Origin of the sequence: Teredinibacter sp. KSP-S5-2 (genome assembly GCF_032773895.1) — a bacterium.
Classification (GTDB): Bacteria; Pseudomonadota; Gammaproteobacteria; order Pseudomonadales; family Cellvibrionaceae.
The window spans coordinates 2,882,149-2,904,844 of sequence record NZ_CP120416.1 but is presented as its reverse complement, the minus strand read 5'-3'; the positions used below and the strand labels follow the sequence as shown (position 1 = coordinate 2,904,844).

Below are 22,696 nucleotides of genomic sequence, written 5' to 3'. Positions count from 1 at the left end.
TTCAGGTCACCTTTTGTGTCTAGTTTTGTGGATGAGGTGGTACCGTTAGTAATCTTTTTTCCACTTTATTTCAGCCCCTTCAAGGCCGTTGCTTCCACCAGCCGAGCTTTCCAGGCTAATATTTGGAGTCAGTTCAATTTCCAGGCTGCCACGCCAGGGGTGAGTTGGGTTTGGCGTTCGCTCTACTTCCAGATACACGTTTTCGTTAAGGTATTTTCCCATACCGACATTCATACCACTTTCGCCTGAGTCTGTAGTGTCTGATTCAATCGATAGCGTGTCCACTTTGAGTATGTCTCGTGCGCTGCCAATCGGGTCAATGGCGTTGCTGCCACCTCTCAGAGTTTGTACGGCTGTCGCCAACTGTATGGCTTCGACAGGGGTAATATTTTGCACTGCTTTTCCAAAAATAATAAACGCCAGTATTTCATCATCGGGCAGGGCAGGCTCTGCACTGAGGGAGACTTTAATATCTTCATTGGTGCCTGAAATATTGGCAATAACTCGCTGATCCTTTTTATCATACTCTCCGGTTACATACAGGCTTATGGCGTTGTTTGCGAAGTCCACTAACCCTTCGGTTAAAGTGAATTTTTTTCCGAATACTTTAAATACACCGCGAACAGTACGAAATTGTCCGTCGTAGCGCGGTTTTTGCAGGTTTCCCTTTAAGTGAATATTTCCCACTAGTTCTGCTTCAAGACCGCGTCCACGTAAATAGGCCTGTCGCTTGGCTGCGAGAATAATATCCAGGTTGACGATCGGCACAATGTGTTTTTGTGTGTTTCCATTTGCGTTTTTCGATTCATCAATAGAGTGAACTCGCTCAACTTGAATTTTGGGTATGTTGCTGGCCGAGCTAGAGACAAGATGCACGGTTAATGGAGAAACGTCTAAATTACCCTGGGCGGTGAGTGTAGAAAAATCACCGAACAAACGTAAGGTGCCGCTAAGTTCACTTTCTATATCTGGACGGTTTATTAAGCTGGCTTTGTCCGCATCCAAAGTAATGTCCACTGCGCCCATCTGCGCTTTTGGTGGGGCAGTAATGTTGCCTGAAAGTTGATAGCGACCTTGATCGTCGTCTGTTGCATGACAGGGTGTCATCGTAAATGTTTGTTGTTCGATATTTATCACACACTGAATGTGATTGATGATGGTTCCGGTAATCGGGTTTTCATAGCGAGTATCATGAATATTTATAAAACCCTTTAAATCAATTTTGTTTCGTGTGCCTTTGAATTCCAGGTGTGAGTTCATGTTGCCGTATAGGCGGTGTTGTTCCGGGTCGAGAAAAAACGAGATGGTTTGCGCGTTGAGTTTTGCATCCAGAATGGCGGCTGTTGGTATTGGAGCATTGTCAAATCGTCCGCGGGTAATGTAATCCACATAGGGTTTTGCCGGAAGTTCGATCGTAACTTGTCCGGGCGGTTGTTTGTTTCGGAAAAATTCAGAGGTAAAACGAAACGCGTCTTCGTTATTGGATGTTTTTTCAGTTTTTATGTGTGTTGTCCACTGAAAGTCAATATCCTCTTGTCTGCCTTGATCGTTATAACCTGGAAGTTTGGTCTTATAGAATATTTCACCGTTGAAGCTTGGGGAGGTTTCGTTGCCCTGAGCGTGGATTTGAGCATTGAATTCACCGGGCGGTAGCGGCCAACCTACTGTAGAAAGCAATTGGGACGGCAGTTTTTGTGCGTTTAGCTTTATGTCATATGCCCCTTTTTCCAGGCTGCCTTCAAGGTTTAATACCTGCTCATTGTAGGCGTGTAAGGTTAGGGTATCTATGTCGATGTGTTGGTTTTGATATCCACCTTGGGCGTTTATCAGGAAAGGCATTTCCTGTAGGTGACCATAAAGTTTTGCGGCTCCTTTTATATTGGGTTTGTTTAAGTGACCGGCAATGGCAAGGTCACTGTCCAAATGTGCTATGAGCCCGTCGGGCAACGCGATATTAGCAAGCTCAAGTAATTGTAGTGGCAGCTCTCTGGAGTGTAATGACAGGTTGGCATCGTAGCTGCGTAAGTTTATTTGGCCACTGACGTTTGCTTTACCGTTTTTTTTTTGCAGTATTATTTCTGAGTGTTGAATAGCGATATCGTCTGCTGTTTTTTGTATTTGACCCGTCGCCTGGAACGTTTCCTGTTTATAACTTCCAGATGCCTGAAAGGTAAGGCTGCCATCCGGGTTGAGGATGTTTCCGGTTAGCAGGGCCTGGCCACTTTCGAGTTTTGCTTCGAGCGTTTCGGGTAATGTGATACCAAAAGTTTGTAAGTGCCCCAGTAGAATATTGGTTACACTCAGGTTGAGTTGGCTTTGCTTGCCAGTAATATCCATTTTCCCCTGGGCAGTGATAACGCCCTTATCGAGGTTTAACGTAAAGTGCTTTAAATCGATTTTGTCTCGTGTGCCGTTACCTTGTGCTTTCACTGAAAACGGTAGATTTTTATATTGCGAAACCGCATTGATATTCACATTGGCTGTTGGCTGGGTTGTCGTGCCCGCAACAATCACTTCTCCTGTCAGCTGGCCGGTTTGCACGGGAAGGTTAAAAGGCGAGAAAACATCGAGTGGAAACTGGCTTGCATTCAGTTTGAGGTAAATGTTGTGTGCATCTTTTGTTTTATCCCATTTGCCCGATATTCGATGTTGGGTGTTATCGATATTCACCACCAGGTCGGAAACTTCCGCCTGTTCAATAGTCTTTGCCAGAAAGAAAGAACCGGTTATGTCAACGCGCCTTTTGGCAAGTGGAAAAAGTAATTGTTCCAATTGCATGCGAATGCCTTTTGCCTCTGGTATTACGACAAATTGCGCTTTGGCATCAATAGCCTGTTTTATTGGGAGTTTTGCCAGTGAACCAATAATTCCGCGGGCGGGTTCTTTAAACGTACCAGTAATGTGAACAGGTGGTATTGTTTCTTGTGTTTGTGGCTCCTGGGATATAGACAAGACAATTTCAAATGCCGGAGCGGTATGGGAACGCAATGCCAAGTGGCTGTATAAAGGGGCGTCTTTATGGAGTTTTATTTCACCTGTCAGGGAAAGTGTTGGAATCGGTTGCGACTTTTCGTCAATAAGTAGCGAATAGTGGTGTACGTTCACCTGTTGGATATTCACATCGTCTACGGTTGTGTTCAAGCCAGGTGTGAATGCAGAAATATCTGTGGGTAAAGCCGCTGTATCCTTCTGCTTTGGTGTCTCTTTTTGTTCTGGCGGATAGTAGTTAATTTCAGCAGCATGTAGCTTGGTTATATGCAGATGTTTTTGCAGAAGTTGTTTAGGTTGCCAAGCTAGGTGCGCATTCTTTATATCGACAATGGTGCTGCTTTGGTTCGCCAGAGTAAGCCGTTCAAAAGACCAAACGGATAACTCTGGCGTAGAGAGGCTGTGTATATTTACCCTTATATCGGTTACGGTGTGCAGCGTGTTAACTGCAATGGATACTAGGCTGAGCCTGCCTTTTTCTGTGAACAGCAGGGCGCTGACACTGATTGCACAAACTACAACGCAAGTAGTAACCGAGAGCAATATTCCCAATGCTATGTGTTTTACATTTCGCTGTTGACTCATTTTATCTGCCACTAAAATGCCTGCCCAATACTGACGTAAATTTGAAATTCATCATCGACGTCCCGTCTTTTATCCAGTGGTACGGCGATGTCAAAACGAATCGGCGCAAAGCTGGTGTAATAGCGAATGCCCAGCCCTGTACCCCAGTGTAGATCTTCCCCTGCTTGCGGGGATTTTTGTTCATAGGCCATACCGCCATCAAGAAATACCACGCCTCCCCAATTTTGGCCCCAGCGTAAGCGAGTTTCAAAGGAAACTTCCGATAGTGACAGCCCGCCTACGGGCTTTTTATCGACAAGTGGGCTGAGAGATTGATAGGGGTAGCCACGTACCGAGCCGCCGCCGCCGGCATAAAAGCGTATATGGGCGGGGATATCCTCCTGGCTTGCCCCCTGAATAACCCCTGTTGCGGCACGAAGTGCGAATGTGGGGTGCCACGGCCAGTTTTTAAAAGTTGAGTAGGCACTGGCGGCCAAAACATTTTTAGAGAATTGCGTTGCGGTTTCATAGGCGTCCCAATAAGGGCTGACATGAGCCGAGACCACCCAGCCCTTTTGTGGGTCTAGCGGCGAATTTCGTTCGTCATATTCTATGCCCAAAGGAAGTGAAAGCAGGGCGTAGTTATCCTCTTGTTTATTTTCAATAATTTTGGCAAAGGAAACCTCTCCGCTTAGCGTGGTTTTGACGCGCCGGTTTAACTGCCGGGTCAATTCTGTACCAACGTCAACATTTTCAGACACATACGCATTACTTTCCAAATGTTCTGCTTTGGTATAAAAAGCAAACGTCTGGCTGGGGTGCATAAAGTGTGGCCATGCCAAATCTGTTGAGATGGATTGCAGCTTTTCGGCGACCTTTAAATCGACTTTCAGCCGTTGGGCTTTTCGCATCAGGTTTCTATGTTCCCACCCCAGCGATACACCGAGCCCTTCTGCGGCCTGATAACCCCCACCTACCGTTATCGAACGGTGTGCCCGTTCCCTTGCCTGAAAGCTCACGTCGACTTTACCGTCGTTTGGCGGTTGAATTGTAGCCACGACACTGCTGAGCAAATTGGTGCCGATTAAATCGATACGTGCTTTATCTACCAATGTGCGTTTGAAACAGTCACCGGTACCAATTGGCAGCTGCGCCATAAGGTATTCTTGGTCGACGGTGTGAATACCTTCGATTGTCACATCGCCGAAGACCACATGGGGTTCGTCGGCCACGGCAAAGGTGACATGACCAGCTTGAAGCGTTGTTTCCAGCAACACGCGATAGGTAACCTCCACCCGATAAAGGCAAAACCTTGAGGAGACCAGTTCGTGTAACGTATTTTTGGCTTTGAGTATGGTTTCCGCTTTGAGCGGCGAGCCTTCCTGAATGTCTAACAAATTTGGTTGTATTTGCACGTGTTCGGGAAGTTGTAGGGTAATGGAGCCAATACGATACTGAGCACCGGGTCGAACCAGATAATGAATGATTTTCTCACCCAACCTGAAGGTGACTTTTGCATCGTAATAGCCCTCGGCGTTCAGCCTTGTCTGTAGCAGCTGTTTTTCGTATTGGGCTATTTTTGTACGTTTGGTTGTATGCTGAAGTTTACTGTTGTACTTGCGTTGGGTCTCTATTTCTTTTTTTAGAAGTTTCATTAACTCCGGGCGTTGTTCCTTGCTGGCGCGATCCTGGCTTATTTCGAAGGCGGGTTCTCCCCCTAAAAAAGGAAGGGTGGAAGCAAACACATTCTGCCCTGTAAGGCTCAAGGTTATAAGCAGCATGGCGAATATATGCCACAGTGTTGTTAAGTGTTTAATAAAAATAACCTTTACTATATTTGTGCTGATGGCGTGCTTTTCGTTGTTATCGGTTTGTTGATGTTTTTTATAAAGCGTTACTAACGGTTCATTATTGTAGCAGGCTCTAATCTCCGGACTAACAGATTTTTTTGGCTCTAACGCTTTGATAGTTAGATTGTTTTATTGTTCCTTATTTACTTTTTACCAAATGAATATCATCCAGCTTGCCCGATGCAAAATTGTCAATATTCTGAATGGTGGCAGAGGCGATAGCGCTCAATGCCTCTTCGGTGAAGAAAGCCTGGTGCCCGGTTATGATGACGTTGTTAAATGTTTTTAGTCGAGCGAAAACGTCATCCAGTAATAGATGGTTACTATTATCATCAAAAAAAAGTTCTGACTCTTCTTCATAGACGTCCAATCCCAAATAGCCTATGTGTTTTTGTTTAAGAGCGTCTATTACTGCCCGTGTATCGATCAGCCCTCCACGACTGGTATTGATGAGCATTACGCCCTTTTTCATTTGGCCAATCGAGTTACTGTTAATTAAATGTCGGGTTGCGGGTACGAGGGGGCAGTGCAGTGACAGAATGTCAGACTCGCTCCAGATTTTTTCGATAGGCAGATATTCTATTCCAAGTTTTTCAACTTCCGGGTTCTTAAAAGGGTCATAAGCAAAAACCTTGCATCCCAGGCCTTGCATAATCCTGGCAAACGTGGCTCCTATCTTTCCGGTTCCTATTACCCCGACAGTTTTGTTATACATATCAAAACCCAGTAGTCCATTCAGTGAATAATCGTTCTCCCTTACCCGGTTGTAGGCGCGGTGTATGCTTCTATTCAAGCTCAGTATCAGGGCCAAGGCATGCTCGGCAACGGCGTGGGGAGAGTACTCTGGTACTCTGCATACGGTAATGCCACAGGACTCCGCTGCCTGCAAGTCGACGTTGTTAAACCCCGCACAGCGCATGGTAACCAGAGATATACCCGCGTTCTTCAATGCAACTAAAGTATCACTGTCTAAGGAGTCGTTAACAAAACAACAAACGGCTTCATAGCCTGATGCTAATGCCACAGTTTTACTATTGAGATGAGGTTCAAAAAACGTGATCTCATGAATGGAGTTTGCCTGGCAAATATACTTTTCATCGTATGGTTTGGAACTGAATACCGCGACTTTCATTTTTTCTCCCGAGAAATGGGCCGTAAATCCGCTCACAGTTTATCCGAGCAGAATACAGATCTACAGCGTTTTTCATCACAAATGCTAACCTTATGTCGTTTCTTAGCTGACCGCCTATGACGAACAAAACAGCAAAAAATGTGCTACGTTATATGAATAATATTTAATACGCGATGTTTCACGAATAAAAATGCTTTTGTTATGGATATTACATAAAAAAGGCTGTTCAACGCAGTACATTCATACTGTCCCGATCGACTTTTATTGGATCTAACACTCTCCAGATGTTTTTGATAAGGTTAATTTCATGGCAATAGAAAAAGTTACCGACGATTCTGAACATAGTTTACGTTTGCGCAATTTGCAGTTGAATGACTATGCCGATCTCAAGGAGCTGATGGACATTCTGTATCCCAATATGGGAGGAGCCTGGCCGGAAAAGAAATTTCGTGCACAGTTGTCAACTTTTGCCGAGGGGCAAATCTGTATTGAGGATCACGGCAAGGTCGTTGCTGCTGCATTTTCGTTGATCGTTGAATACGAAAAATTTGGAGACAAGCATACCTATGATCAAATTACCGGAAATGCGTACCTCACGACACATGACCCGAAGGGGGACACGTTGTATGGTATTGAAGTAGTGGTGCATCCTGATTACCAGGGAATGAGGCTCGGCCGAAGGCTTTATGAAGCGAGAAAAGAACTTTGTCAAAACTTGAATCTAAAATCCATTGTCGCCGGAGGCAGGATACCTAACTATCAGGACTATGCGGACAATATGTCGCCACAAAAATACATTGAACAAGTGAAGAAAAAAGAAATCTATGACCCTATCTTGACCTTTCAATTATCAAACGACTTTGAAGTTAAACGGGTTCTTCGTGGTTATTTGCCGGAGGATAAAGAATCCAAAGGTTATGCGACACTTCTGGAATGGAATAATCTATATTACGACAGCGAAAAAACACCGCTTTTCGGTGCGATAAAAACATCTGCCAGGGTGGGCTGCGTTCAATGGCAAATGCGACCTCTTCATAGTGTTCAGGAATTGATCCAGCAAGTAGAATTTTTTATTGATGCTCTGTCAGACTATCAATGTGATCTCGCGCTTTTACCTGAATTTTTTAACGCGCCCTTAATGGGAGTGACTGCGCATGACACATCTCTGGATGCGATTAAAGCGCTCGCCGAATACTCGACAGAAATTGTCGAGGAAATATCCCGTTTAGCGGTGTGTTACAACATCAATATTATTGCCGGGTCTGTTCCGGTTATAGAAGATGGCCAGTTATACAATGTTTCCTATTTCTGTCGTCGTAATGGCACTATTGAATCACAATATAAAATTCACCCGACGCCCCATGAAAAACGTGCCTGGATCATGCAGGGTGGGGACAGTTTAAATGTATTTGAAACGGACTTTGGCAAAATCGGAATTCTTATTTGTTACGACGTGGAGTTCCCTGAGTTGGCGAGGCTTCAATCCGAGAAGGGCATGCAGTTGCTGTTTATTCCGTTTTGGACAGATACAAAAAATGCCTACTTACGTGTGCGCTGCTGTGCTCAGGCCAGGGCAATTGAAAATGAATGCTACGTTGTCATCGCCGGAAGTGTTGGTAACCTGCCGAAGGTGGATGGTGCGGATATTCAGTATGCACAATCGGCAGTATTTTCTCCGTCCGATTTTTCTTTCCCCCATGATGCAATTATGGCCGAAACCACACCGAATACAGAAATGACACTAATCGTCGACCTTGACCTGGAGAAGTTGGATAAATTGAAAAACGAAGGGTCGGTGAGAAATTTTCTGGACCGACGACGCGATCTCTATGGCATAGACTGGTTCGGAGACTGATGTAAAGCTTGGGCTATCGGTTTTACCCCTTCGTTAGATGAAGGGGCTTCTATTTTTTGACCGATATCTAAAATTGGTTCGAGTTCTACCCTTTGCTTATTTTGATTGGGCTGTCCAACACACGTACCTCGCGTTGAGGGAAGGGGATGGTATAGCCGTTTTCTCTCAGTGTATCGAGTATGGAAAGCAGCAAGTCTCCGCCAACGCGGTTTCGTCCATCGTCGATCCCTTCCATCCAAAACTCGACAAACATATTAATACCCGAGTCACCAAAACTGCAGATTTCACAATCAGGTAAATATTCGAAAGGAATATCGCTGCCGCTGATTACCTGTTCGTGGGCAGAAACCGTTTCTTTAATCAGCGGTACAAGCTTGTGTATATCTGAATCGTATGCCACAGAAAAATCAACACGATAACGCTGCTTTTTATCCTTGTGTGTCCAGTTGGTAAATGTACTGGTAATGAACTTTTCATTGGGCACCACAATGTCCTTGCCATCAAAGGTTTCCAGTGTTGTTGAACGAAGATCCATTTCCCGAACAATGCCGCATTTTCCATCTTCGAATTCCACATAATCGCCAATAGAAACTGAACGATCTAATAGGATAATCACACCAGATATAAAGTTCGACGCGATTGACTGGAGGCCAAAGCCTAAACCAACACCCAAAGCACCACCAAAAACCGCCAATGTGGTCAGGTTAATACCCATTATTTGTAGGAATATAAATACAACACTGATAAATATAAATATCTCGAAGAGCTTGGCTGCAACCTCTTTGGTTCGAATGTCTAAATTCTGTTGTCTTCGAATGACGTTCTTGCCGGCCGTATTGGATGCTCTTCCCAGCCAAAATAGTAACGCACCAAAAATTGCAATTCGAAGCGCACCATATAAAGAGAACGAAATATTGCCGAGCTTAATGGAGATAGATTCAAGAAAAGTAATAATCGATGGTAAAGCGCCAACCAAATGGAAAAAGAGGATAGGGATAGCAATCCATTTCAGCGCAGATGCCGCGATTGAATTTTTGACCAACTCATTGATGATAACGTTTAATACAATAATTGCAGCAATAGTGTATGCCGTGTTTACCAACCAATGATGCTCAAAGTAATTGCCGGCAAACTCATTGGCTGCTTTTAACAGAACAATGGTAAGTACAGGGAAAAGAATTTTACAGCTATGATAGACAACCGAATTTTTTAAGTGCGTGAGTATGGAGGGCTCTGTGGTGGAACCGCCTCCCTCTTTCTGTGCATGTGCACTATAGGCATTCACTTTGTTCTGTATCGCACTGGATAAAATATATGCCAAAGCATAGATGAGAGCGATGATACCTAACTGCCAATATAATTCAGGTGACTCTAATAGATCAGAGGCTTTTTCTATCTGAACCCAAATGTTTTCGCGTAGTGATGAGGTATTCATAGTCTCAATGTCCATGCAAAGAAGCGGATGTACTTGTTATATCTGTTACGTGTTTCTCTGAAACTATAATAGCCTAACAGATGGCTGACTTTTTATCTGAGGAGCAATACTAAGATAGGTTCACCCCGATTCTTCCTCGCGCGCTTTTTGCCAGGGTTTTATCAGCGTGTCAATAAAAATTGACCGTCATATGTGGCACCTTAATAGTGCTGCGGATAATGTGGATTAAGAGACGTTTTAAGGTGAAAAAGGGTTTAAAAGTCGGCCATTCAACCATAAACGGCGAATGTAAAATTATTTCCTCCATCTGGTTTTATCTCAAAACTGACCCCATACTGCCCCTCCTTTGCTGGTTGCTGATGAAGAAAGCAAATAAATATACGCCAAATTCATTGGAGAAGCGTAATTCTTCAACTTGACTGTGATAGACAGGCTATTTTTTCAAAGACGGCGAGTGGTTGAAGCGAGCCTGGTTCAAAACGGAAAAAACGGAACAGTATATATGTCGACTCTTGTTACTTTGGGCATGGTGGCGATCTTGGGCTTTGCCTGCCAGTGGTTGGCCTGGAAAACTACTAAACCGGCAATTTTGTATTTATTGATGACGGGGATACTCATTGGGCCGGTAAGTGGCTTGTTGGATACCGACGCCTTACTGGGGGAGCTGCTTTTCCCCCTGGTATCCCTTTCTGTGGCGGTCATTCTGTTTGAGGGCAGCCTTACGCTGAAGCGTTCCGAGTTGAAAGATATCAGCGGTACCGTGCTTAACATGGTGACCTACGGTGCGTTGTTGAATGTGGTCATCGTGACCCTCGCCACGCATTATCTTGCTGGCCTCGATTGGCCCCTGGCTGCGCTATTTGGTTCCTTGATGGTAGTAACGGGCCCAACGGTTATTGTTCCTATATTACGCACTCTGCGCCCTAACGAAAAAATATCCCGCACACTGCGCTGGGAGGGGATTGTTATCGATCCTCTGGGCGCTTTATTTGCGGTAATTGTTTTTGAGTGGATTATCGTTCAGGGAAGTTCCACTGAAATCACAGCAGTGATTGGAGTATTTCTCAAAACCCTGGCTACCGGTCTGGGGTTGGGTGTGACATTGGGTTATGCCTATGGTTTGCTTTTACGCCACCATTTGCTGCCAGAATATCTGCACAATTTCTCCGCTATTGCCACCGTGGTTGCTGGCTTTGTGTTATCCGATACCCTGAGCCACGAATCTGGCCTGCTAACCATCACCGTAATGGGCATCTGGCTTGCCAATATGCCAGGGGTAGATACACGTGGCATATTGGAGTTCAAGGAAAGTCTGACCCTGATTTTTGTTTCCAGCCTGTTTATTCTACTTGCCGCCCGTATTGATTTTGCCGCTTTCAGAAACCTGGGTTATGGGGCTCTGGGTGTATTGCTTGTGATGCAATGCATTGCCAGACCGGCGAAGATTCTACTTAGCACACTCGGTTCCAGTTTTACCTGGCGAGAGCGAACTTTATTGGCCTGGGTCGGGCCAAGAGGAATTGTTGCCGCGGCAGTGACTGCACTGTTTGCATTACGCCTGGATCAATTGGGTTATGCCCAGGCGAGTTTGCTTGTGCCGCTGGCATTTAGTGTCATTATCGGCACCGTTGTTATTCAGAGTATGACGGCACGCTCCCTCGCCAAGTGGCTTGATGTGTGTGAAGACGAAAGTGCCGGCTATCTGGTAATTGGGGCGAATCCGGTGGCAATCGGTATTGCCTCAGCTCTTCAGGGGGCAGGTATAAAAGTTGTACTGTGCGACAACTATTGGGAGAACATTAAAGCTGCGCGCATGGCAGGGTTGTCGACTTATTATGGCAGCCCCGTATCAGACCACGCAGACTTGCATTTGGACACCACCGGCTTGCATGGTATGTTGGGCTTGTCACATCAAGCGGAACGCAATACCTCTGCTGCGCTGCGTTTTCGGGAGGAATTTGATCTCGGTGATATTTATACCTTGGCGATGCCGGGAGATCGGGAAAAATTTCGCACCAGTGAACAGCATGGCGGTAAGTTTCTGTTTGAATCATCAATCAGCTATGGCAAATTGGCTTCCTTGTTTTCCAAAGGTGCTGAAGTACGCAAAACGCGGTTAACAGAAAGTTTTGTCTACAGTGACTGGCAAAAGCAAAATCAGTCATCCTCGACAATTGAATTGTTTGCCCTGGACCCGGACAATAAAATTCACTGGTTTACATCCGACAACAAACCTCAACTGAATGCCGGTTGGATTATCTACGCGTTGAACCTGCAGACAAAAACAGAAGGGGAGTTGGCAAAAAATCAGACCACGCTGGTTGAAAATGTGGAAACGGCGAAATAGTGTTTCCGTAAATGTGTTAAAAATTATGGCAGTAAACTTGAATCTAAATACTATGCCTATGCTAAAACTTGCCTATAGGTTCATCGTTGTTTTGTTACTGTTTTTAGCTTCAGCATATGCTTTTGCCTGTAAGGTACTGCCGTTACCAAATGAATATCCAATACAAGAGCTTTCGTACCGTGATGAGTTGGTTGTGGTATATATCAATCGTGTTGCGAATGTACACTCTGAGATGTATGCATATACCGATAAATTTGAAGGAAAAATTGTTAAATCCTATCGTGGTACTTTAAATGTAGGGGAAAACATCGTCGCCAGCCATATGTTAGAAGAGGCTCAAGCTGCTTGTCCGGTTCATCTGTTAGAAGGTGAAGCTTATCTTATGGTTTTGAAACCAATTTCAGGACAGCTTAAATATAGTCGTTTTAATCTTTATGTTAATTCTAAAAGCAAGCTGTTTACGACTTATGTCAATGCGTTACAGGCTAATACTCGGGGTAACTAAGTGAGCGAAATAAATGTAGGAACATTGGTATTTTTCTGCGGAAAAATGGGGGCGGGAAAGTCCACGAAAGCACAGGAATTTGCTTCAGAAAGAAATGCCGTCTTACTTTCGGAAGATGAATGGCTCGAATCGCTTTACCCAAATAAAATTTCGTCGTTAGATGACTATATAAAATATTCCAGACGACTCAAGCCACAAATAAAAAAACTCGTTCAGTCAATATTACTCACAGGCACCGATGTGGTAATGGATTTTCCTGCTAATACCGTCTCACAACGGGCGTGGTTCAAAGGAATTTTTACTGAAGTTGATGCGCCCCACAGTTTGGTTTTTATTGATGTGGGCAATGCAACCTGTCTGGAGCGGATCGAAAAAAGGCGCATTGAACAACCGGAAAGAGCGGCAACCGATACGGTAGAAATGTTTGAGCAGGTTACCAAGTACTTTGTTGCACCGACCACGGAAGAAGGATTTCACCTTATCAGAATTTCTTAGGTTTTCTCCGTGTTTTTATGCACGGATAATATTGAAGTTTGTTCAACAAACAAAAACCATTGCCTCTCTGCACGTATGTCTTTGTTCGTTTGGGGCGATTTTCTTAGGTTTTCCGACGAAATCGTATGACTTTTGTCATCTATTTAATTTATGATTTACCGTCTCCAAAGATTGGGCGTGGACAAAAATAATAACGCCTGCTCGAGTGCTCGGGAACGAATTTTCAGCTATTTTCGTATTTCCGCATATTCATAACAAAATGACGTTGAAGTTGGTCACATGGAAAAATTAGCCTTTCTTATATTAGTAGTCTATTTACTCTTGGGCTCAAGCCTGGTTCAGGCCGCACCACCAACCGCGAACGCGGATGTGCGAACCATCCCGACAAATAGCAATATCACGATCAATGTGCTGTCCAACGACAGCGACCCCGACGGCGACGCGCTCACGGTAATATCCATTACCCAACCTGCGGTCGGTAGTGCCACATTAAATGCCGATGGCAGTGTGTTTTTTCAAGCTGACCCCAGCTATACCGGAGGGACACTAGCGTTTACCTACACGGTGATTGATGTCAACGAGGAACTATCGGTTGGGGACATTACCATTATTGTCCGCAACAGCGATATTGCCGAGCAGGTAACTGAAGGCAATAGCGAGAACATGGCGGAGACTCTGGATGGCTTGTGTAATGACTTACGTAGCCAGAGCGATGCGGAACTAGGCGCAGCCCAGGCTGAGTTACTGGCTCATTGTAGTCAACTGGAAACCTTGACCACCAGCGACCCGGAAACACTCGCCGTCGCTCTAGGCCAAATTACACCAGAAGAAACCGTTGCCCAAATGCGCATTGTTGCCGATTCCAGTCGGCCTCAAATCACCACCGTTTCCCAACGTGTGCAACAACAGAAGCTTGCCAGTCAATATGGCAACGCAGCGTACTCGCCCTATAGTTTTGCATTGAACGGCAGTCAGTGGCAGGGCACCAGTATTACCGGCGCAGCAGCGGGGGATGATGTGTCCAACGCCTTACCACGCTATGGCGTATTTGCGAGCGTTATTTTGGATGATGCCGATCGTGATCGTACTTCTCTGGAAAGCGGTTACGACTCAAGTGCAACGACATTGACTCTGGGTGGGGACCATTTCCTGAATACCCGTTTTTTAGTGGGTGCCACCGCATCGTTCAGCGATTCGTCGCTGGATTACAAAAACAACGGCGGCGAACTGGCAACCGAAGTCACTTCCCTGAGTGCTTTTGGAGCCTATTTTAATGGCAATTTCAGTATTTACGCTCAGCTAGGGCAAGGTTGGATCGATATAGATTCGACCCGAAATATTCAATATGGCAATCAAGATTTCACCGTTAATGAACAGGTTAAGGGCAGCACATCTGGAAGCCAAAGCATGTTCAACACGCGAGCTGAATGGACATGGGAGCGAGAGGCTCTTTCGGTGACGCCGTTTTTACGTGCAGATTATATGCTCAATAAAATCGATGCCTACGGTGAGCAGGGTAACAGCGCATTTGCCATGAATTTGGGCAAGCAGGAAATGGATCAGCTAAGTGTGGCGTTGGGCGCGCAGGCTTCTTACGTATTAACACCAAGCTGGGGCGTATTTATTCCGACAATGTCGTTTACTTATTACAGCGAAGCGGAATCCAACCGAGACCCAATGACCGCACGCTTTGCTTACGACATTAATTCATCCCGGTCATACATGATTGAAAACGATGGTGGCGACAGCGCATTTTACGAATTTTCGTTAGGTGGTTCTGCGGCATTTATTCACGGCATTTCTGCATTTTTTGAATATACCCAAACCGTGGGCTACGACCACTTAAACGCCTCCCAATTTCAGTTGGGTATTCGTTTCGACGCACTATAAGAAGCCAGATTACATTTGCCTTTTGTTAGTCATAACAGGGAAATAATAATGAACACTTTTTTTCGACACTTATTTTTTGTTTTTTTGCTCTGCGCGAGCTTTGTCCTCGTTAGTTGTGGTGGCGGGAGCAGCTCCACGGCCTCAGACGATAGTTTTCAGTCGCCAGTACCCCAAGGCTTTGATGAAAACGGTGAGCCTGTTACAGGTTCGCCCGGTGCGGAACCCTCCACTGACGAACAGCTTTCTCAGTTACCAAAAGTTTCTGCCGGGGAAAGGCAATTTTCTGACCCGAACGTGATTGTGTCGTTATTGGGGGAAGTTGAGCTGGTTGCAGGAACTACCCTGCAAAATGTGTACTGGCAACATATCAGTGGGCCGGAAGTTCGCATTATTAGCCCCAAAGAATTAACTACGCAAATTGTGGTGCCGGATTTACAGCATGAAACGCAAATTGGTTTTCGCCTGAGCGTGGAAGACAGCAACGGCAAAATTAATTCCGCCACAACATTTTTATATGTAACGCCTGTGCCAGCCTTTGTTCGTGTTATTGGTGATGTGGTAGAAGAAAACGATAAAGAAGCCATATTTACGCTGCGATTACTTGCACCCGCAACTGAAACATTATCTGTGGCCTATACCACATTGCCGGGGTCGGCAGAGGCGGGGTTGGACTATATGCCAACCAGCGGGTCAGTTATTTTTGAAGTAGGTGACATTGAGCAACAAGTCGCGGTAGCACTCATTAACGGTGACGCTAACGAGACAAGCGAATTTTTCAGCTTGCAAGCCACAATCAACACAGAGCAGATTCAAGCAACCAACACGGGTGTTACGTTAATAAACAACAGCCCTCAAGTGGTGACCTTTACGCAAGCGGTCACCACATTAAAAATTGGTGAAGTACTAAGTAACCCGGTCGATGAAACAACCATACCAGGTGTTGGTACACTAATCTATGAATCCAGTGACCCAACCATTGTTTCCGTAAATGCAGCGGGTGAGTTAACACCGTTACGCAGTGGTGTGGTCATTATCTTTGCCATATTGGTTAGCGAAAATGGTGACAGACAAATTGTGGGAAGTTATCAGGTCGTTATCGACAACCTTCAATTTAATCCACCACAGCTAGGAAATATCGCCTCACAGGTATTTGCTGTAGACGTACCCATTACGCCGTTAAGTTTCGCTAATAGCGGTGGCGGAAATCTGATTTCGTGTGATGTGGTTGGTGCAGGTTTACCCGCAGGTTTATTGTTGGGGGTGTCGGCGGATCTCTCTACTTGTGAAATTACTGGCACGCCTAGCGTGGTAGTTGCTACCGCCGATTACAGCATTCGTGCAACAAACGAAGACGGTAGTGCAGAAGCAACAGTAAATATTTCCACGGTATTGAATACGCCTGCGCTTGCGGATACCAGCCCACAGGTTTATACCTTTACACGAGCCATTACACCACTTGTCTTTTCTAATACCGGTGCCGGAAACCTGACGTCGTGCACTGCGGTTGATGTCTTGCCGGAAGGTTTAACAGTTTCTGTCACCACAGATTTAACTTCGTGTGAAATATCCGGGACACCTGCGCAGATAGTCGCGAGTGCTGGTTACACTATTCGTGCAGTCAATAGCGCCGGCTCCAGCGATGCTGTCGCGTTTATTACCGTTAATGATTTAACCTTTATCGATCCTGTCACGCTACCTTTTGTTAGCCTGCTCAACACTGCTTCAATCGGTTTGGCTTTGAACTCGGGTTATGCTGAGGTGGATTGGAATGACGGCACAACACCCACTCGAATAAATAATCAGGATCTCGCACAACTTACCTCGGCTGGTCGTGCAACACATACCTATGCCAATGGTGGTACCGGTATCACAGTGAGTTTTTCCGACGGTATCGGTTCTCTTACTGGTATTAACGGCATTGGTGTGGCCTATCAATTTGATACCAGTATTTTAAGTGGTGCCAATAATCTGGTTGTGTTGAATATTAATAACCAAGCGGTGCTGACCACGACATTTGCCGGGCTTGCAACCAATCACAGTGCATTGGAAGAATTAGTGCTTTCTTCACGAAGTGATGTGAATGGGGATGTATCTGAATTACCTGCAAGCCTTCGAATATTTACCCTAAGCGGTACTTCCGGCGGGCAGGGTAATATTACCGGCAACCTACAAAACTTGCCCTCAGGAATGACCCAGTTCTTAATGTACTACGCTAACGCTGTTAGCGGTGATATTGGTACTGTGCCTGCCACGATGACGAATTTAACCGTCTCCAATGGCAGCAATACTATTTCTGGTGATGTGCAAACTATTCCAACAAGCCTCGCTTCAATGAGCATTGCTGGACAAAATACATTAAGTGGCGACATTCAAAACCTGCATCCAAACTTCAACTACCTGAATGTCACGGGGCAAAACACAATCTCGGGTGATATAGGGTTGGTGCAAAATAATAGTACCGTTTCGTTATATATCTTAGGTAGAAACACCATTACCGGTGATGTCGGTTCGATACCAAACACGATCACAGCTTTATCCGTCTCTGGTAATAACACGCTGTCCGGCAACATACAAACGCTTCATCCAAATATGACTAGCTTTAACATAAATGGGGTGAATACCATCAGCGGCAATTTGGATCTTCTGACAAATAATGGATCGATTTACCTCAGTGTTGGTGGTCAAAATACTATATCGGGAACGGTTGCAAATATTCCTGCTGCTGTCAGGTCGCTTACTTTAAGTGGTAATAATACCCTGAACGGAAATGTTCAGGATATGCATAGCCAATTAACCGGTTTTAATATTTATGGTGTCAACACCATTACCGGGGATTTAGGTTTAATCAATAATTCTGTTCTTAGCCAACTGATGATTGGAGGACAGAATAGCATTTATCTGTTTACAGCCAGTGGCGGATGGAACCCCGTAAACCTGTATCAATTCTCTCTGACTGGCGGAGCACCAGAAGTGGGGTTTTCTACCACAGAAGTTGATTCGTTGCTGGTGTTTTTCAGTGGCGTATTATCTTCCAGAGTGGGGAGTACACAAGGTAGCGTCACTATTATGCGGGAGTTTGACGGTATTCCAAGCCTGGACGCAGCCACGGCTATTACGGATCTGGAAAATAAAAACTACCGAGTGCAAACCAATGTGGCAGTGCCTGTACCATAAAAGATATGGCGCATAGTGTTTGTGAATGAACATGACTTAACATATTTTTTGATAAAAAAACGCCAGCGACATTTGTCGCTGGCGAACTCAAAAAATAATATTTTTCGTGTATGAACTAAGGCATCAGCTTTTTAATTGCACCAAATTTACTCGGTATTTCCAGCTCATCCAAATTCAATTCCACACCATAGGGCATAAACTGTTCTTCCGGTGATTGGTCATTATATTTCTTGCCACGTTTAGCTGCTTTTTTGCTGTACTTCCTCAGCTTGCCGTCTTTCGCTTTCATTGCCGTATCGGTCATTATGGCTTGATAACGGCCACGACCACCGGCACGAACAAAATTCGCTAAATGACAAAGTGAATCCGCCAAAAATGGATCAATGGTATCCACCCCAAGCCAAACACGGTATGCGAGTATATCCAATTGCTGTTGGGTAAACTTTCTTGCTTTGTTATGCGAGAAAAACTGGATAATGCGTGGGTAACTCCAGTTCCATATTTCATCCACAATATATTGATCGGCAGAATCATCGGTTTGTATATCCGGGTAGGGCATCTTATAAGACAAGCGCCAAATACCGCGGGAGCGATAAAGCTGAAGCGCCCCAAGTTCCGGATACGTTAATAATAACTGCTGGGTACGGGTACTGCCGAAACGGGGTAAATCACGAATATTCACATCCGTACTTGAACCACCGGGATAACCAAATGTTTGAAATATGGTGGAAAGCTCTGTTTCTTTTTCTAACGCCAAAAATTCGGCTTTAAGTTCCGGTCGGTAAGGGATGCTTGAACGGCTACCAAAAATTTCCGCTAAGTGCGCTTCACGAATCTTTGCATTGGTCACATAGGGTTTAACTTCCCCGTCACCGATTAATAATAGCGCTGCCTGAATGTGCTTCTCCACTTTCGGTGGCGGGTTTAACGTTCGGGCACGCTCAAGAATAGAACGAAAGCGTTGGTCTTTGGTTTTGCCAAGTAATTTGGCTAACCACGCCTTGGCATCTTCATCCAAAATCGGGTTTTGCAAAGTATAAATAAGTTGGTCTGCCGCGAGTTTAGCAATAATGGGATCAGACTCCGGGGTAAAACGAATTAACCTGCCTGCCAGCCGTACTCCGTCGGAGGTGTTAGAGGAGAGAAGCAGGGCTTGAATATATTCATCATCGGTCAGTGCATGGACGGAGGATGAAATAAAAAGAATAAATATAAAAAGATACTGTTTTATCGACACGTGACTTTTCCATGTGCATGTTGAGTGGGGGCTAAGAATAGCATTTTTAAGGGATAGTTGTTGGCGTTTTCTTCATGTTTTTGAAACACGCTGTAAATACATCCCTGTACGCTCTTTGTCGGCATCCTGCCTCCAAAGGTTTCAAAAACAAGAATAAAACCCCTTCGGGTAAATTGCCTGACGATATGCTTTTGTTTAGACCAAGGGGGCTATATATAGCTGTTTGAAGTTGATCTTTAAAAATCGATTGTTCGGGAACGATTAATAATGAAGTTCATAGACGTATTTATGCGGTTTTTGGCAAACATGCCCTAATGTTTAAACCGTAATAGATCATTTTGTTTAGGTTACCTTTTTTACAAAAGGCTTGTTTAAAGAGTAAATATGTTATCAAAAAAGTACTCAATTCATTATAGGGTCGTGAGGTAGATAAATTTTGATAAACCATATGTTATCGCATTGTTCGAGGGGTTGGGGTAGCGTGTCAAAAATCGTCAATTCAGGGATGAATTGACGAAGCTACATGGATGTATTTATGCGGTTTTTGACACGCGGTCTAACCTCTCCCCATTTTTAGATTACCCATTTCTTTTCAAAAACTGCGGTAGAATACCCAACTCACCACTCAATAGTAAAAAGGTTATGGATACAAAAAACACAGTATTTGATGTCGAAGCCCTAATCTGCAAAGCCTGCAATGCCGATTCGGCCTTTGCCCTGGAAGATATCCAATCACTGTGGAGTGGCTACGGCGTTATCCGACGCTACGCCGTAAATGGCGCATCGGTGCCCAGTGTGGTGGTCAAACATATCGTGTTACCGGAACAGAGCCAACATCCACGGGGATGGAACACTGCCTTCTCCCACCAGAGAAAACTCAACTCCTACAGAGTAGAAAGCCATTGGTACCGAGACTGGAATCACTTGTGTGATCGCGGCTGCCCAACAGCCAAAGCCTACTGGCTGGAAGAGCGAGACAGCGAGACTATTATCATCATGGAAGATTTGGATGCAGCGGGTTTTGCGCTACGTAAAGACGATGCAAACCTAAACGATATGCAGCAATGCTTAAGCTGGTTGGCCAGCTTTCATGCCTGTTTTATGGTTGAAGCACCGCAGGTGTTGAATGTTAATGGGCTGTGGGAGCAGGGCTGCTATTGGCATCTGGCAACCCGCCCCGATGAGTTGCAAGCCTTACAAGATAGCTTACTGAAAAAAGCTGCACCGTTAATTGACAAGGCATTAAATGCTTCGCCATTTCAAACCCTTGTGCATGGCGATGCAAAATTGGCAAACTTTTGTTTTGCCGAAAATGGGAAAAACGTGGCTGCTGTGGATTTTCAGTACGTGGGTGCCGGTTGCGGAATGAAAGATGTCGCCTATTTTATTAGCAGTTGTTTAGATGAAAGCACCTGCGAGAAAATGGAAAAAACCTTGCTCGATTTTTATTTTTCTGCCTTAGGCAAAGAACTGGTTCGGCGCAAAAAAACGATTGCAATCGAAAAGCTGGAAGCAAACTGGCGGCCATTATACGCTTATGCCTGGGCAGACTTTTATCGTTTTCTAAAAGGTTGGAGTCCAGGCCATTGGAAAGTCCATCGTTACAGCAATAACTTGTGCAGACACGTTATACAACAACTCAATATAAAATAGTGTTTATACACCCCCTGAACTTTAAATAACGGAAAAAAAGAATTCCCAATGACACTCTCAACCCACGACTTGGATAACCTTCTTCAACACGCGATTGATGCCGCAGTCAATGCCGGGCAATTCATTTCTCAATTTAATCGACAAGAGTTGGAAGTAAACGCAAAGCAGGGCGGTGATACCTTAGCCTCGCAAGTGGTCAGCAATGTGGATATACAAAGCCAGAAAATCATCGAGCAATATCTACAACCCAGTTGTGAGCAGTATGATATTGCTTTGCTTGGGGAAGAAAGTGACAATGAAGAGGATGAAAAACAACATGCCCGCCACAGCAAAGCGTATTTTTGGGCGATAGACCCCATCGATGGCACGTTATCGTTTATTGATAATACTCCGGGTTATTCCGTGTCCATCGCGTTAGTCGCTCACGATGGTACACCTGTATTAGGCGTGGTATTTAATCCGGTCGACAACACACTGTATTCCGCGCAAAAGGGAAAGGGTGTGTTTAAAAACAATGCACCCTGGCAATTTGAAAACAACACATCGGGCAAACTGACACTCGCCATTGACCGCAGTTTTACCCACCATGCCTATTTCGAAAAAAGTGTTAAACAACTTACAGACTATGCCAAGCGCATGGGTTTACAAGGGCTGAATATAATCAATACCGGTGGTGCGGTAATGAACGCCATATGGGCACTGGAATACGCACCGGCCTGTTACTTTAAATACCCCAAAGTGAATAAAGGTGGCGGTGCAATTTGGGACTTTGCCGCAACCGCGTGTATCTATGCCGAAGCGGACGCGTATGTGAGCGATATCCACGGGCAACCGCTTAACTTAAATGATTCGCTGTTTATGAACCACTGCGGTGTAATTTACGCGAGCGATAAACACCTCGCAGAAAACGTTCAGACGCTATACCAAACCTGCACTACACCCTGAGTAAAACGGCATGAGTAAACTATTTATTGTCAGCCTGCCGCGTACCGGCACCACCAGTGCCTGTGCCTATTTACTCGAACTCGGTTTTACCGTTGCTCACACCGCTTATACCCGTAGCGTATTTGAACAGGCTGATGTCGTTGCCGATACTCCCGTTTTTATCGATTACCCAAAACTGCTTCAACAATACCCGAATGCAAAATGTATTTATCTGGAACGTCCAAAGGAATTATGGCTGCTTTCAATCCGGCGGTTACTAAAAAGCATGCGCAAACAATGGGCGCGAGATAAACACGTTTTTGAACCTGCGATACAGCGGTGTTTTCAAAACGCATTTCCTGATTTTGAAAATAAAACCGATTACAGCGACCACTACCTGAATCACTGCTACCAAACCCATCATGATGGGGTGATGGCATACATGTCCAACATGCCAGAGCGGTTTCTAACAGTGGACATCACAGAGAGCAATGCGGGTAAAATACTTCAACAATTTTGTTTGGGGTATACGTTGGAAAACGAAACCGGCAATCCGACATTCCCCCATGTGAATCAAGGGCGTCGGATAACCTATTGGGAAAGCATTACACACAAAAATAAAATCGAATCCAGGTTGTAATCGCGTC

14 protein-coding genes are annotated in these 22,696 nt (G+C 44.9%); 9 read left to right on the top strand and 5 right to left on the bottom strand.

What is annotated here, in order from left to right:
- Positions 1–45: 45 nt before the first annotated feature.
- The 3 genes from P5V12_RS12545 to P5V12_RS12535 all read right to left on the bottom strand — a co-directional run bounded on the left by P5V12_RS12545 (position 46) and on the right by P5V12_RS12535 (position 6,534).
- On the bottom strand, positions 46–3,573 hold the full coding sequence (locus P5V12_RS12545; RefSeq protein ID WP_316953435.1) for a translocation/assembly module TamB domain-containing protein: 3,528 nt from the start codon (positions 3,571–3,573) through the stop codon (positions 46–48).
- Between the two features lie 11 nt (positions 3,574–3,584).
- Positions 3,585–5,333, bottom strand: coding sequence for an autotransporter assembly complex protein TamA (locus P5V12_RS12540; protein ID WP_316953434.1), 1,749 nt, complete (start codon positions 5,331–5,333; stop codon positions 3,585–3,587).
- Between the two features lie 208 nt (positions 5,334–5,541).
- Entirely contained in the window at positions 5,542–6,534 is a 993-nt protein-coding gene (locus tag P5V12_RS12535) for a 2-hydroxyacid dehydrogenase (RefSeq protein WP_316957424.1), read from the bottom strand.
- A 307-nt stretch (positions 6,535–6,841) separates the two neighbouring features.
- Here P5V12_RS12535 and P5V12_RS12530 point away from each other — a divergent pair, with 307 nt between their 5' ends.
- Positions 6,842–8,389 carry a bifunctional GNAT family N-acetyltransferase/carbon-nitrogen hydrolase family protein gene (locus P5V12_RS12530; protein ID WP_316953433.1) on the top strand — a complete coding sequence of 516 codons (1,548 nt, stop codon included), beginning with the start codon at positions 6,842–6,844 and terminating at the stop codon, positions 8,387–8,389.
- Positions 8,390–8,474: 85 nt separating this feature from the next.
- Here the strand turns inward: P5V12_RS12530 and P5V12_RS12525 are convergent, their stop codons facing one another.
- Positions 8,475–9,824: a mechanosensitive ion channel family protein gene (locus P5V12_RS12525; RefSeq protein WP_316953432.1), complete on the bottom strand. Its 1,350-nt coding sequence runs from the start codon at positions 9,822–9,824 to the stop codon at positions 8,475–8,477.
- A 502-nt stretch (positions 9,825–10,326) separates the two neighbouring features.
- Between P5V12_RS12525 and P5V12_RS12520 the strand changes: the two genes are divergently transcribed.
- The 5 genes from P5V12_RS12520 to P5V12_RS12500 all read left to right on the top strand — a co-directional run bounded on the left by P5V12_RS12520 (position 10,327) and on the right by P5V12_RS12500 (position 18,235).
- Entirely contained in the window at positions 10,327–12,171 is a 1,845-nt protein-coding gene (locus P5V12_RS12520) for a sodium:proton antiporter (RefSeq protein WP_316953431.1), read from the top strand.
- A 25-nt stretch (positions 12,172–12,196) separates the two neighbouring features.
- Complete coding sequence (locus P5V12_RS12515; RefSeq protein ID WP_316953430.1) at positions 12,197–12,676, top strand: hypothetical protein; 480 nt, start codon at positions 12,197–12,199, stop codon at positions 12,674–12,676.
- Complete coding sequence (locus P5V12_RS12510; protein WP_316953429.1) at positions 12,677–13,171, top strand: ATP-binding protein; 495 nt, start codon at positions 12,677–12,679, stop codon at positions 13,169–13,171. It abuts the gene before it with no gap.
- Between the two features lie 279 nt (positions 13,172–13,450).
- The gene (locus P5V12_RS12505; RefSeq protein WP_316953428.1) at positions 13,451–15,061 is read left to right on the top strand and encodes an autotransporter domain-containing protein; all 1,611 of its coding nucleotides are present in this window, start codon (positions 13,451–13,453) and stop codon (positions 15,059–15,061) included.
- Between the two features lie 48 nt (positions 15,062–15,109).
- Positions 15,110–18,235, top strand: coding sequence for a Calx-beta domain-containing protein (locus P5V12_RS12500; protein ID WP_316953427.1), 3,126 nt, complete (start codon positions 15,110–15,112; stop codon positions 18,233–18,235).
- Between the two features lie 115 nt (positions 18,236–18,350).
- On the opposite strand, the gene P5V12_RS12495 is transcribed toward P5V12_RS12500, so the two are convergent.
- Positions 18,351–19,472 carry a hypothetical protein gene (locus P5V12_RS12495; protein ID WP_316953426.1) on the bottom strand — a complete coding sequence of 374 codons (1,122 nt, stop codon included), beginning with the start codon at positions 19,470–19,472 and terminating at the stop codon, positions 18,351–18,353.
- A 642-nt stretch (positions 19,473–20,114) separates the two neighbouring features.
- Between P5V12_RS12495 and P5V12_RS12490 the strand changes: the two genes are divergently transcribed.
- Genes P5V12_RS12490 through P5V12_RS12480 form a run of 3 tightly spaced genes read left to right on the top strand, consistent with a single transcriptional unit; the run spans position 20,115 to position 22,689 of the window.
- On the top strand, positions 20,115–21,125 hold the full coding sequence (locus P5V12_RS12490) for a phosphotransferase (RefSeq protein ID WP_316953425.1): 1,011 nt from the start codon (positions 20,115–20,117) through the stop codon (positions 21,123–21,125).
- A gap of 48 nt (positions 21,126–21,173) precedes the next feature.
- A complete protein-coding gene (locus P5V12_RS12485) occupies positions 21,174–22,070 on the top strand; it encodes a 3'(2'),5'-bisphosphate nucleotidase CysQ (RefSeq protein ID WP_316953424.1) in 897 nt (298 codons plus the stop codon).
- A gap of 10 nt (positions 22,071–22,080) precedes the next feature.
- Positions 22,081–22,689, top strand: coding sequence for a sulfotransferase (locus P5V12_RS12480; RefSeq protein WP_316953423.1), 609 nt, complete (start codon positions 22,081–22,083; stop codon positions 22,687–22,689).
- The last annotated feature ends 7 nt before the right edge of the window (positions 22,690–22,696 follow it).